At 37.9% G+C, this 13,451-nt stretch carries 13 protein-coding genes; 4 read left to right on the top strand and 9 right to left on the bottom strand.

From position 1 onward, the window contains the following. From VB711_RS08895 to VB711_RS08870, 6 genes are all read right to left on the bottom strand, one after another. Positions 1–1,236 carry an ATP-binding protein gene (locus VB711_RS08895; RefSeq protein ID WP_323285524.1) on the bottom strand — a complete coding sequence of 412 codons (1,236 nt, stop codon included), beginning with the start codon at positions 1,234–1,236 and terminating at the stop codon, positions 1–3. After that, positions 1,226–2,413 carry a type III-B CRISPR module RAMP protein Cmr1 gene (cmr1, locus tag VB711_RS08890; RefSeq protein ID WP_323285522.1) on the bottom strand — a complete coding sequence of 396 codons (1,188 nt, stop codon included), beginning with the start codon at positions 2,411–2,413 and terminating at the stop codon, positions 1,226–1,228. The genes VB711_RS08895 and cmr1 overlap by 11 nt, the downstream gene beginning before the upstream one ends. Before the next feature lie 42 nt (positions 2,414–2,455). Continuing rightward, positions 2,456–3,625, bottom strand: coding sequence for an IscS subfamily cysteine desulfurase (locus VB711_RS08885; protein ID WP_323285520.1), 1,170 nt, complete (start codon positions 3,623–3,625; stop codon positions 2,456–2,458). 2 nt (positions 3,626–3,627) lie between these two features. Next, the gene (locus tag VB711_RS08880; protein WP_323285519.1) at positions 3,628–4,245 is read right to left on the bottom strand and encodes a type I restriction endonuclease; all 618 of its coding nucleotides are present in this window, start codon (positions 4,243–4,245) and stop codon (positions 3,628–3,630) included. A 94-nt stretch (positions 4,246–4,339) separates the two neighbouring features. Beyond that, positions 4,340–5,692: a TldD/PmbA family protein gene (locus tag VB711_RS08875; protein WP_323285518.1), complete on the bottom strand. Its 1,353-nt coding sequence runs from the start codon at positions 5,690–5,692 to the stop codon at positions 4,340–4,342. A 116-nt stretch (positions 5,693–5,808) separates the two neighbouring features. Continuing rightward, positions 5,809–6,672: a Tab2/Atab2 family RNA-binding protein gene (locus tag VB711_RS08870; protein WP_323285517.1), complete on the bottom strand. Its 864-nt coding sequence runs from the start codon at positions 6,670–6,672 to the stop codon at positions 5,809–5,811. A gap of 427 nt (positions 6,673–7,099) precedes the next feature. Here VB711_RS08870 and VB711_RS08865 point away from each other — a divergent pair, with 427 nt between their 5' ends. The 4 genes from VB711_RS08865 (at position 7,100) to VB711_RS08850 (ending at position 10,725) form a co-directional block, all read left to right on the top strand. Then, positions 7,100–7,423 carry a hypothetical protein gene (locus VB711_RS08865; RefSeq protein ID WP_323285516.1) on the top strand — a complete coding sequence of 108 codons (324 nt, stop codon included), beginning with the start codon at positions 7,100–7,102 and terminating at the stop codon, positions 7,421–7,423. 276 nt (positions 7,424–7,699) lie between these two features. Next, positions 7,700–8,476 carry a hypothetical protein gene (locus VB711_RS08860; RefSeq protein WP_323285515.1) on the top strand — a complete coding sequence of 259 codons (777 nt, stop codon included), beginning with the start codon at positions 7,700–7,702 and terminating at the stop codon, positions 8,474–8,476. A gap of 324 nt (positions 8,477–8,800) precedes the next feature. After that, positions 8,801–10,108, top strand: a complete 1,308-nt coding sequence (locus VB711_RS08855) for an ATP-binding protein (RefSeq protein WP_323285514.1) — start codon at positions 8,801–8,803, stop codon at positions 10,106–10,108. Then, positions 10,093–10,725 (top strand): RloB family protein, encoded by a 633-nt coding sequence (locus VB711_RS08850; protein WP_323285513.1) that lies wholly within the window; start codon positions 10,093–10,095, stop codon positions 10,723–10,725. Before VB711_RS08855 ends, VB711_RS08850 begins: the two co-directional genes overlap by 16 nt. A 27-nt stretch (positions 10,726–10,752) precedes the next feature. On the opposite strand, the gene VB711_RS08845 is transcribed toward VB711_RS08850, so the two are convergent. The 3 genes from VB711_RS08845 to VB711_RS08835 all read right to left on the bottom strand — a co-directional run bounded on the left by VB711_RS08845 (position 10,753) and on the right by VB711_RS08835 (position 13,155). Then, positions 10,753–11,199 (bottom strand): SRPBCC family protein, encoded by a 447-nt coding sequence (locus VB711_RS08845; protein WP_323285511.1) that lies wholly within the window; start codon positions 11,197–11,199, stop codon positions 10,753–10,755. A gap of 151 nt (positions 11,200–11,350) precedes the next feature. Next, the gene (locus tag VB711_RS08840; protein WP_323285510.1) at positions 11,351–12,811 is read right to left on the bottom strand and encodes a GTP-binding protein; all 1,461 of its coding nucleotides are present in this window, start codon (positions 12,809–12,811) and stop codon (positions 11,351–11,353) included. 56 nt (positions 12,812–12,867) lie between these two features. Next, positions 12,868–13,155 carry a hypothetical protein gene (locus VB711_RS08835; protein ID WP_323285509.1) on the bottom strand — a complete coding sequence of 96 codons (288 nt, stop codon included), beginning with the start codon at positions 13,153–13,155 and terminating at the stop codon, positions 12,868–12,870. Positions 13,156–13,451 lie beyond the last annotated feature (296 nt).

Here is a 13,451-nt window from a genome sequence, read left to right as displayed (position 1 = left end):
TTATTTCTCCTGTAGTTGAAATTGAAGTGGTGATACAAAATCTTTCCAAGCACGAGGATCAATACCTGAATCAATCCATGTTACTAAAGTCTCTTGATCGAACCGAGATGATTTTAATTTTCCATCCGATAAGCTTAAATGAAATAACATTGTTGCTTCAGGATCAAGGTCTTGAGTTTCTAACATTTGAGTAATATAAGCAATCAGTTCTAAATTATGAGTAGCAATGAAAACTTGAATAGGTTTATCTCGAATAATTTTGACGACCTCCCGTAATAAATTACCCAAAGTTTTCGGATTTTGAAAAGCTTCTGGTTCTTCCCAAAGTAATAAACCTGGTGCATCAGAAGTTACCATTTCTGCCATTACAATCAGGGGTGCTAAAAGCTTAAAAGCTGCTCTTGCACCATCACCAAAAGCATCAATTGATAAAGCAGGTTTATCTTCACGGGCAATCCAACCTTGTAGTTTTTCAGGATGACCTAAAATAGGCACAAATTGGACAGTAAAAGGGTCTTCAATTTCAAAAATTGTGCCAAAATGTCGGGCGATACGCTGTGTCCAGCCCGGTACTTCATTAAGAACACGGCGATAAAAAGTAATGGGAATATAGCTTTGAACTATAGATGTGTCGCAGAAAAAGGTATGTTGTGAAGCAGGAAGTTGACCTTTAATAAGCCAATTGGCACTACCTTTGTTGTAGTAAGTTAAGTCAGAATACCAACAAAAAACTATGTGATTTCCATCAATTAGATCATCTACATCTTGCCAAATTAATTGAGCAATATCATCTTTTTTTTCATTCTCAGGTTCTTTGAAAAATTTATATGTAAATAAGGCAATATCTTCTGTTGATAATTTACTTTTACCAATATCTAATTCAAACTCTTGTAATGGGGATTTTGAATCAGTAACATTTACTATTAGAAATGCCTCTTTTATTCGACTTAAATTTGCTAAATCACTTAAATCGCCATGTTTGCCAGCAATAATTTTTAAAGGATTATTTCCTAATAGATCTGTTTTTGAAAGCATTACTAAATCAGATAGTTGCCCATCCTCAGTTTCTCTAATTAACCCCACTTCTTGATTAGCGGTACTTGCTAAATACAAGGCTTCCATGACAGCAGATTTACCTGCATTGTTTGCTCCAACAAATATGTTAAATTGCCTAAATTTAGTTATAGAACCGGACTCAATGCCCCGAAATCCTTTAATATGAATACTATTGATCATGACTATGCTCCTCTACAGTATTCTTTAAAAATGCTTCAACATCTGAAACAGAATGAATTTGCCAAGGTTTATCCCTCGGAAGTAGGGTTAAATTTGCAGCACTATAGTCTGTAGTTTCTAAACCTAATGCTGTTAACCAAGTTTGTGGCTTGCCCAATTTATCTTGAAATACATTGACTATCTCGCGCCGAAAGATTCGCCCATTTTTGTCTTGGGGTAAATACACCCAACCACGGATCTCCCAATCTTTGGTATCTTCTAGTTGATAAGCCCAACCAAAAGCAACTTTACTGCGTAGTCTTTCTTCATATCGAATTGTACCAAATAACCAATGAGGTAAGGCGGGATTAGACCATTGCTGACCATAGCGGAGGTAATTTTTTAAAGCTGGAGTAGTGGGAATCGTCCCATTTTTAGCTAATTGCTCAAGTTCTGCCCAACTATCACGCTTTCCCCGCAGTTCTCTGATACCTGGGACAGTATGCCACCATGTTGATTTTCTGGGTGTGAAACGGAGTTTAAAAAAGGTGAATGTGCGTAAATCTGGAAACTCACTAACAGATTGTTGATCATGTTGATTATAAGATAAGCAAGTTGATTTGCTTTCTGGTGGATTTTCGACTATACGAAAAATGCCATAACCGAGTTGTGGACGTGCGCCAAGACTACCATAGGTTTCCATGAAACGTATTAGGGTATAAAGTTTGGCTAGAGTTTCTGGATCACCATGAAAGTTAAGTGTAAATGTTCCTAACCAGCCAGGGTTGAGAAACCAGCCACGGGTGCGATCTTGAGGCGTAATTTGTAGGGAGGCACGTTCCCAGTTGGAGGTTTCTTTGATTTCGCTAACACTCAAACGAAACTGTCGTTTCCAGCCGGTTGCACCGAAAATATGAGAGACATCGCAGAACAAACCGCCATCGCGTAATTTTTGACGTTGGTCTGTTGCCTGAGATTGATGATATTTTTTCTGGTCTAGACTATTGCGATCGCTATGCTCACCGCAGGAATCGCTCTCAGCCGTCGGATCACACACCACACCTCCCATCCCGCGTACCAATACTTCCATCCACCAGCGCAGACTACCCAGCAGTCCGGTTTCGTGAATACGGTCTACCTTCCCTGTTTCAACTCCACCCGTCCAGATGGGAGTGAGAGTTTGAATTTTTACTTCCATTGCTACTCTCTGATACCCTTTACTAAAAGTCCCTCTCTACTATTAATAAGTAATTACTAAGGAACTTCGTAAACTTTGAATAGTAGAAATTGCCTGTTGTGCAACTATGTCAATTTCCTCAACCGTGTTGAAGCGTCCAATCCCAAACCGCACGGAAGCATAAGCTAATGGTGCTGAATGTCCCAAGGCTGTGAGAACATAAGAAGGGGCTGTATTAGCTGATGAACAAGCAGAACCTGAAGATACTGCTACCACTGGCTGTAATCCTAAAGAAAGTGCAGCACCATCGACACCTTCCACACTAATATTCAAGTTTCCTGCGAGTCGTTGTTGAGGATGTCCGTTCAGATAAATTCCTTTTAAATTAGACAACTGTTTCCATAATCTTTCTCGCAGTGCGGTGAGACGTTGATTTTCTGTTTCTTGTTCTGCTAAAGCAATTTCTACAGCTTTACCAAAACCGACTATTTGGGGTGTGTACAAAGTACCAGAACGCATTCCCCGTTCATGTCCTCCACCATGTTGCTGAGGTGCAAGTTGAACTTTAGGATTGCGTCTACGAACATATAAAGCCCCAATTCCTTTTGGTCCATAGACTTTATGGGCTGTGAGAGACATTAAATCAATGTTCATCTCTTCTATATCTAAGGGGATTTTACCAATGGCTTGGGCTGCATCTGTATGAAAAAGGATTTGGCGATCGCTACACATTTTCCCAATTTCTGCTAATGGCTGCAATACGCCAATTTCATTATTGGCCGCCATGACTGATACTAAAATAGTGTCAGGACGGAAGGCATTTTCTAATTGATTTAAGTCAATTAACCCATTTTCCTGAACTGGCAGAATTGTGATCCCAAAACCGAGACTTCTTAAATATTCGCAAGGATCTAAAACTGCTTTATGTTCGGTAGCAATGGTAATGATATGTTGACCTTTTTGAAAATAAGCTTCAGCTACTCCTTTAATGGCTAAATTATTGGCTTCTGTTGCACCACTGGTAAAAACAATTTCTTCTGATGCAGCGTTAATTGCATCTGCTAAAAGTTGCCGTGTTTGTTTAACGGCCGCTTCTGCTTCCCAGCCGTAAACATGACTAATACTAGCTGGATTACCAAATTTTTCGGTAAAATAAGGAATCATGGCTGCTAATACCCGTTCATCTACGGGTGTGGTAGCGTGAGAATCGAGATAGATGGGACGATTAGACATAATTAATTCAAAATTTGACCTAGTTTTTTTAAAATCCTAAATACGCAATATAGTTCATTTTCTCGCTTCAACATAGCAAATTGATCAGATAGTGCATATTTTTTTTGATGAAGTTTGATAAAAATAAAGTCACTTCCATTCATGACTAATCCAAATAAGGGTTTGGCTGGATTGGGATTAGCCAGCATATAAGTCAGTGCTTGGGGTATGGCTTCTAAAAGAGAAAAAGCAGATTTTTTAGATTCAATGATTAATAACCATAATTGTTCTTGGATAACTAATACATCTATTCGTCCTCTGATAGTTTCTCCTTCATCTTCTTCGGAAATTTCTATTGATGATTCACTTCTAATAAAAAAAGGTGCATCATAAAATCCAGCCAAACTGAGCAAGGGAGATAAAACAACTAATTTTACTGTTTCTTCGGATAAAGGAGTACGCCTGACTAATCGGAGAAATTGAATTTTAACTTTGTCTAAATATTGTTTTTCTACATCACTAATTTCGGGTAAATTATCTAACCATTCTGTAAAAAAAGTTTCGTTATCTACTTGTTGTAAACCAAATCTTTCATCTAAATAGGGAAGACCAATATTTTGTGCTTGGATAAATTGAACCATAATTCATGACAACAGGTAATGGGTAATGGGTAATGGGGAAGAAATTATGCTTTCTTTATATACGGGCAAGATGCCCGCACTACTCTTGTAAGTTTTACTCCTGACTCCTGACTCCTGACTCCTGACTACTGCTATAGTTGTTCCTCCCAGTGGTGGAGAGTCCTTCTACTATCAGTGAAGGAGTATAACAAGATTCGTTCCAGTCGGCATCTCCACCGAGTTTAACTACTTGTTTAAGGGCTGTGTAGACGTTACCAGAAACCATTGTATCTTTAACACGTCCAACTATTTGACCATTTTTGACCCAGTATCCTAGATCAACGTTGATGGAAAAATCGCCAGAAATACTGCTACCTCCTCCTAACATTTGATCAACAATTAAACCATTTTCCATATCTTGAATGAGGTTTTGTAGGGATAGGATACCGGGTTGAATGAGAAAGTTAAATAAACCGGGGGTGGGATAACTGCCTAAACCGGGGCGAAAACCATTACCCGTGCTACCAGTAGCTAATTCTCGTCCGGTGGTGCGATCGCTGTAAAAGTTCCGCAAAATTCCGTTTTCAATAAATATTAACGATTGGGTAGGATGACCTTCATCATCAAAGGGACAACTGTAAGGGCCTGCTTGGGGGTCTTGGTACAGGGTGACGGTAGGAGACATGACTGGTTGACCTAACTTTTCGCCCCAGGGAGAAGCTTTTTCTAACACTCGTTTACCATTTAAAGCTGCTTGTACAGTTCCCCACAACATATCGGCCGCTTTAGAGGTAAATAAAATTGGAAACCGACCACTGGGGGGAGAAATGTTTTCTTCGGCCCAAATTAATCGCTGGATAATTTGTTGAGCTATTTTACCAGGATTGAGTAAACATCGCTGGGTTTGACCATCGGAAACGCTTAAAAAATCATCACCCCTGATCCATTCGGCGGAAACATAACAACTGAGGGTGGTGTCAGAATAATGACAATCTAAGCCTTTGTTGTTGATTAGTCTGGTGTTTTCGATATCGCATTCCCAATCACTGGTGCAAAGCACATCAGGATAGAGATCACGAATTAGGGCGATCGCTTCTTTCCCCCAATCGATCAACACTTCTACAGGTACGGATTTCCCTAAATCTGGATAGGATACCAGGGAGTTACTGCCTAATTCGATTGTTTCCGGTTGATTTAATTGACTCAAAGCCAGGGATTTTTCGACTATGGCTTGGGGATCTACAGAACCGTAAGCCACAGTTAAACCAGGACGGCCATTACACCACAACCGCAGCGCTGTACCTTCAGATTGACTGGTTTCGATTTGTTTAAGACGATTAGCCTCAAAAAACACTGGTCGAGATAGCGATCGCGATTGATACACTTCCGCAGCTTCTGCACCAGATTTTAAAGCAAGTTCTAGCAGTTGTTCTGCCAGTGTATCCTGTGATAAATTTTCAGAAGCCATGAACCTTGATAAATTGTGAACCGCTTTCTAGACGCAGGCGTACACAGCCAATTATCCCATCTGTGGTTATCTTCCAAATCGAAATTTAAAATTTAAAATCCCACAGCTTGATTTTTTTAAGGTAAATTCAGTTCTTGCAGTAACCAAAATCCAGCAAATGACTGTGCTTGAGCATCAGACTGCACCCCAATAAAATGCACTCCATTGGCTTTTTGCTTGGTTTCCTCAAATCCCTTCGCTTCCTTGAGTAATTGAGAAGTTCTAATATTGGCTACAATCCAGCTTTCTGTCGCACCTGTTTCTAAAATTAATCTTTCCCCTTGGCTAGAATCAAACCGCAAACAAGCCAACTCTAAACCAGACATCCACCCCGCTAGAGGTAAAGCCCTGGGCGAAAAAATCAAAATTCCCGGAATCCGGTCGGATGGTGACAATTGCGCCAATTCTAAAGGAAAAGCTTCACCAAAGCCAATCTCCCAATCTGGCATATCTGCAAAATCCCCCGCCTCTAAGGTAACAAAAGCCCATTGTTGCCCTTCCAAAGCATCTGGTAAACGTTGGGGTAAAGGTCGATCTAAGCGCACCGAAGGATTTTTCCCCCCTTGGTATCCCGGTTCTTGGGGATAGACTTGTTCCATCCGTTGTTCTATCCATTGGTTAAGAATTAAAGTCCGACGACTGGCTAAGGCCGGAACTCCCACATCTTCACAGGCTTTTGTAATCATATTATTCATTTGACGGCGGAAAAAGCGGATTTTCATCGGTGCTTCTCCTGCTTTTTCAATGGCTTCCTGTAATGCAGTCCGTAACCAACCGGAATTTACCTGGGTGCTAGGACAATATTTAGCGTAGCGAAACAGCGAATCTATTTTAGTCCCTACATCTAACGGGGTTTCGCACACCAAGAGTTCCCAAACTTTTTTTTGGTTTTCGTCCAGAATTGGACGTGAGTAAAAATCGACTTCCCAAATACTGCCCATGTTTTGCTGTGAAAATCTGGCGATTTTAAATTTTGTGATCTTTTTATTCTAGAAGTTATTGGCTATAGCTAACCTGTCTAAATAAAATCTTGACTCTAGCATAACCAACTTACCACCTAAATTTCCACTCTACCTACTTACTAGCCCCATCACTCACCCATTTATTTACATTTCTTGATATTTTTAGTTCTAAGTAAAGTTTATTGTAGTTTGAGTTCAATATCATCTATTGACTGTTAATCTAATAATTAAGGCAAGCGGTAGTTAAGCATGATCTATATCTAATATATCTGTTTAAACTACTTAACGAAAGTTAACAATTGCGGAATAAGCTTAAATGTTATAGCGATTAGTTAGCTATTTGGGAATCTTTGAACGAGTTATATTCACTCAATACACAAAATCAACAACTGTCATTATTACCGCGATGATGAATCATTACTCTATTGAATGGATTGAAGCATGGTGTCTGGAAAACGGCTGGACAGATTTATTTGTTGAGCGTCGTGATAATTTTTGGGCTTTTCCTCCTGGGGGAGTAATGCCTGAGCCAATTCCAGTTCATGTTTTAAGATTAATTAAGGAAGAGAACGGATTAACTAATCAAGAGTTCTTTTGGTCAATGACAGCGATCGCTACTACAATTTTAGCTGTTATATATACCTTTGTTCTCAAGTGTCCGATGCCGTTAGTTTTTGCCTTTGCTGTTAATGCGGTGACGGTGGCACAGTTTGAACTCGATGATGACTAAATTTTTAGTTTGGGAATTTATAAAAAATTGTTCTTGTATGTAACTTTAACAAGGGCAATTTTTTTGCTTTAGGGTTGTAAATTAGTGAGGATTTATGTAAGTTCTCTTAGTGCGATCGCTGTGACTACATCTTAGCATCCTTGGGTGTTGGAATTGACAACCTCATATACAAGTGAAAATATTTTGGAATCACGAATACCCCCCTCTTGAAAAATCAACATAGAATTAATCTAGAAATAAATTTCACGTATCTTAGATAAAGGGAGATAATTAATCATGGTATTCACATTCAATAAATTTCATCCCTTAAATCCAAACTGGCAACAAGATATACCTAATGATTTGCAATTTTTATTTGAAAGAATAAGACTGGAGCATTACGAAGAACTCTATGAACCAGAAGCAGATGGAACAGCCTCACTACAAGATACTTTAACAGAAGTATTAGAATTGTTGCGTGATAAGAACCAGACAATTACCCATCTTCGCTATCTATGGATGACACTTATAATTACGCTAGTAGTAGAGCCTACATTGCAATACTATCAACCGGGAAATTCACGACCAAGAGATATAATTATGTTTATCGCATCTTATATTCTTGCAATTGTTAACGGTTCTATCAATAATTATGATAATAATATAAAATCTAGGTTTTTATCATTATCTAAAACAGTCTCTGAGAACCGTAATTATTCTATTGAAAAAGAAATAGCAAATTTTCAAATCCTTGATGAAGCTATAGATGTTTTTGATAATGCGATTCGAGTTTGTGATTATGAACAAGCAGTAGAAGCAATCTTAAATATTTTAGATGATTGTTTAGAAGGTTATGCAATTTTCCCAGGTTCTTATGGTAGACGTGAGTTATTTGACTGGTGGTTATTAGATGTTGTACCAGCTAGTTACAATTTATTACCACCTAAATCATTTTATGTGGTAGAAGGAGTAAAGAATAAGGACAAGATGAAATTATTGCATCTACCTAGCTTTAGCTTGTTAAATCAAATAAGTTCAGAAATACACAATATTACACTACAACAAGCAATTTAATTATATTTATTAGCTTCTTTAGAAAGTAATTTGTGGTAGACATCGCTGCTAATACAATGCTTATCGGTTAAGAGTTTTTGTAGGTTGGGTTAAGCGACAGCGCAACCCAACAAAAGCCCGTAAATGTTGGGTTTCCTAACGTCAACCCAACCTACCTGATTTAATGTTTTTAGCTTAACCGACAAGTATTGGCTGCTAATGTGATGATAATGCTTGTATGATATTTGCTATATAAAAAACTGTGCTTACAGTGGAGATTTGCAGACATTTACGATAAGATTTACGTGAATAAATCACAAAAAACTGTCTGTTGTGCCTTCAATTATGCTTGTAGACTTCACTGTTGAAAACTACCGTTCCATTAAAGAACCTGTAACCCTTAGTGCAGTTGCTCAAAAACCCAGCAGTCGCAAAACAAGTGAAAGTAGTAAACGGAAAGGGGTAAAATCAGATCATGAAATTGCAGCAGGATATCATGTTGAAGATTGGAATATGGATATTTTGCCTGTTTTAGCAATTTTTGGAGCTAACGCATCAGGTAAAAGCAATGTTATTCAAGCTTTAGATTATTTATTGTTGATGATGGTTCATGGTACACAAGAATCTGCAAAGCTCCAAAGACTTTTAAAATATGCAAAACTAGACAGTTTTAAATTAGACACTACTTATGTTAAACAACCTACAAAACTGGAACTAAGAACTATATTTGATAATAATATTTACACCTATTCGTTAGAAATTAATCAAAATCGTATTATTTCAGAACATTTAGATTATACCTTAAATAAAACTAAAAGAACTCGGCGTTTATTTGATCGTCAATGGGACGAAGATAACAAAAAATTTATCTGGAAAACTGGTGATGATTTTGCTGGTCCACATAATCAATTACAGGGAAATATTAAAGAAAATGAGTTATTTATTAGTATATTAGTCAAACTTAAAGTTGATAAAATTAAAGCTCTTATAGATTGGATAGAAGAACGCTTAATAGGTATTCATTTAGGAAATGAAGAATTGGATTTAATGCAACTAATTTCAAGTGATGATTGTTTATTCGATATTCTTCTCCAAGATGTGGTAAAAATTGTCAGAAAATTTGATACAGGAATTTCCAGAATTGAGATCAAACAGAAATCAGAGGAAGGGTTTGATTACAAAATATATGCTATACACAATACCGATGAAGGTAAGGAAATTTATTGGAATTTTGATGAAGAATCTCTTGGAACACAACGTATATTCAACTTAGCAATTAGGATACTCATTGCTCTAGACTCAGGAGTATTAACAATTGTAGATGAATTAGGGACAAATCTACATCCAAATATTGTAAAATATATTATCAAAATGTTCCAAAATTCTAAAACAAATCCAAACAATGCCCAACTGATTTTTACAACTCATGATAATACATTACAAAGAAATAATTTATTACGACGTGATCAAATTTGGTTTACACAAAAACGCCCTGATCATAGTACAGAATTATATCCTTTAACTGATTTCCATGTGCGAAATGATTTAGCGATTGATAAAGCTTATTTAGATGGAAGGTTTGGAGCAGTTCCATTTTTACCATCTGATGAAGAAATGATATTACAGGGTGATGAGGAATGCCAAGAAAGTTAGAACGTAGTCAACCTAGCAGGAAAATTACTCAGAAAATACTAATTGCTTGTGAAGGGAGTAAAACCGAACCAATTTATTTTAGAAGTATTCGCAATGAATTACGTTTAGCAACTCTAGAAATTATTATATTGCCTCCTCAGAGCAAAACTGATCCAGGTAGTATTATTGAAAGACTCATTGACGAACGAAAGCAGATGAAAAATAACGAAAGATGGAGTAGTAAAGATGCTGCTTGGGCTGTTTTTGATGGAGATGAGCATATTGAAAAAAGTATTACAAATTGGCAGAGTGCCATTAATAAAGCTAAAAGCCAAAAAATTAATCTAGCAATTACAAATCCCTGTTTTGAACTTTGGTATTTAATTCACTTTCAAGATCATTTATCACAAATTAGCCGTGATAAATTAATTAAATCACTGGAAAAGCATATACCTGATTACAATAAATCAATGTGTCTATATCCGAAATTATTAAAATCCTTAACTGAACAAGCTCTTGAACGTGCTAAGAAAATTGAAAAGCAGATAAAACGGGATGAATTAGATGAACACTCGAATCCATGTTGTAGTGGATTGCCTAAATTAGTTAGTAGTTTATTAGGCTTAAAAAGTATTTAGAAAAATAGTAGTTTTATGGGGATAAAATTACAACATAATTTCTTCAGCTACTCGTTTCAGTCGGACTAATTGCGCTTCCATATCTGCCTTTGTCCAAGTTGCAGCAAAGGTTTGGAAACCCCAACTGACTAGGGGGTTGGGAATTTGAAACTCAAAGCGGTTGAGTAGATGAGTACCATTTGATACAGGTTGACATTCCCAGCGATCGCTCCCTTGAAAAAATCCCTTAAATCCCCAAACTACTAACCCCGGTTCTCGTTCGATCACCACAGTATTTAAAGTAGGTTGAATCACAGGAATTTGAATCACAAACCGGCTTTGACTACCAACTTCTGTACTCCAAACTTCCCCCACCGGTTCACATCGCAGCACAGGATTAAGCCATCGGTGCATGAGAGTTAAATCGGTAAAACAACGCTCCACTACTGTAGATGTAGCCTTAATTTGAATTGATTGTTCTAAAGTTTGAGACATGGTAATTTTAGCGTTTGGATTGAGTGGGAAGGTTTAAAGTTACAGCAATTTTTGGGTAAATGAACTACATTTTATATCTCACGCAAAGGCGCAAAGGCGCAAAGGAAGAAAAGAATAGGAAAATTAGTGTGTGGTAAAAATACATTGAAAATTATTCAATTGTCATTCTTCTTTTACCCGGCTTCACTTTAGTAAGTAATTCACCTTTGATTCGATTCAAAATTGAAGTTTCATCTAGAGTTGCTAAAATTCGACTGACAACGGCTTTGGGTCCTTCGGGTCCCCACGTTGCACCATTAGCTAAATAAGCTTTGGTGACTTGTCCAATACCGTAAGAAGACACACCAGATACCCCTGCTTGGGTGATGGCTACGGATAGATAAGGGGCTAACCCGATTCCGGCTGTAGCGGTTGCAGAGATGCCCAGTAAGCTTTTTAAACTACTTAAACCTAAGTTTGCCAATAATTCACTAGCACCAATTCCACCCATACTGAGGGCGATTTTTTGTAACAGTTGTACAGCACCGGCTTCTGTCATCGGGATGCCGTAGAGTTTAGATAAACCTAAAATTAGGGCAATATCAATGACCACACCGCTAAAAATATCAACTACGGTGATAGGATTAAGAGCGATCGCGATCGCTTTAGTCATTACACCCCTCCAAATCAACTGATTAGCGTTTTCTTCTCGAATCTGAATTTTTCGCTGTACTACCTGCTCATTCACCGTGTCAGCATAGAGCATGGTATTGAGAGCCACCAATGCTTTACCCTCACGCTGTAGAATTTCCAAAATTTTCAACTTGAGTTGATCAATTTGAGCATTACCTGAACGCAACTGTACACCCCTTGTCCCATCTGGACGAGACACCGCAGTTTTTACCAGTGGTGAAGCCGCAGCCATGACAATTTCATCAGGTGAAATTAATTCCCGTACCCGATCATCGCGGATTTTGTGGTAAATTGCCATTCTGTCAGCTTGGGGATATTGGTCAACTTTGTTAAAAACGAGAATAATCGGTTTACCTGCTTCCCGCAATTGAGAAAGCGCAACCTGTTCAATTTTGGTCATATCCCCAGAAATCACAAACAGGATTAAATCTGCCTGTTTTGCAATTTGTTCAGCTAAAGCAGCGCGGGTTTCTCCGTCTACTTCATCCAATCCAGGAGTATCAATCAATTCTACCTGAGATTGACTATTACTGGGTAAAGTTACCCTCAAAGCCCCCATCGCTTCTGTAGTAATAGTCCAATTCACCTTTTGTTCTGTACGGGTAACACCATGTAGGGGTCCGGTTTCAAATACAGGTTGACCAACTAAAGCATTGAGTAAGGAAGATTTACCACGTCCTACCATGCCAAAAGCAGCAATCTGTACAACCATACTTTCTAATTTGCCCAGCATGGATTGTAACTCTTTAATTTCTGCCTCTAAACCCGATTTTTCCGCTTGAGTGAGGTCAAGATTGTTAACTAAGGTGGAAAGGGCTGTTTTGGCTTGTTGGTAGTTGAGTTCGGCTTGAATGTCCTCAAAGGTAAAAATGGCGTTATCTAGTTCTTTTTGCCAGTTGGGTGAATTACTGTCTTCTGGTTCGAGTAATGTGGAAGTCATGTCAAGTTAGGATTTTGATGTTACTTTATTTTCGATCCTAGTCATTATGTAGTTGGTTAACGGCGATCGCGCTTTAAATCATAAATCACTTTTTCTAAATACCACTTTTCTGATTTACCGGGATTCTTTTTTTGTTCAAATCTCAGCAATCGTTCTGCTGTTTCCCGATCATGCCTGAGTAAACTCAGTAACTCGTGCCATAGTTTTCTGTGATTGCTAAAGGAGTTAGATGTTTTGCCACTATGCCTTGATTTACCTTGCTGTTGATGGCGAACAATACTCATAGTTATGTAAAATATACTGACTATTAGCACTAGCCAAATACTTAAAATTAAGATTCTCATATTTCATGAGTTAGTATAGCTACTCAATTGACAATGCGTGATTTTGCTCACACACGCAAGCGCGAAACCGCTTATTTTATGTCTTTGCGTAATATTACATTTGTTTATTGAGGATTGAAGAAGTTATGGAAAATTACTGAGGCTAATAGCTCAAATGGATGATTTATTTTTTGGTACTCCTTCAACAGTTCACGCACTGTTTAAAAATCAACTTTTGTAAAATCATGAAAACCTCAAACTCTTATTTCTCCGCGTCCTCTGCGTCCTCTGCGGTTGGATATTCCGAGATGAGATAG

The organism is Cronbergia sp. UHCC 0137, assembly GCF_034932285.1.
GTDB lineage: Bacteria > Cyanobacteriota > Cyanobacteriia > Cyanobacteriales > Nostocaceae > Cronbergia.
Note: the sequence above shows the minus strand (reverse complement) of the source record. Positions and strands in the feature narration are given on the sequence as shown.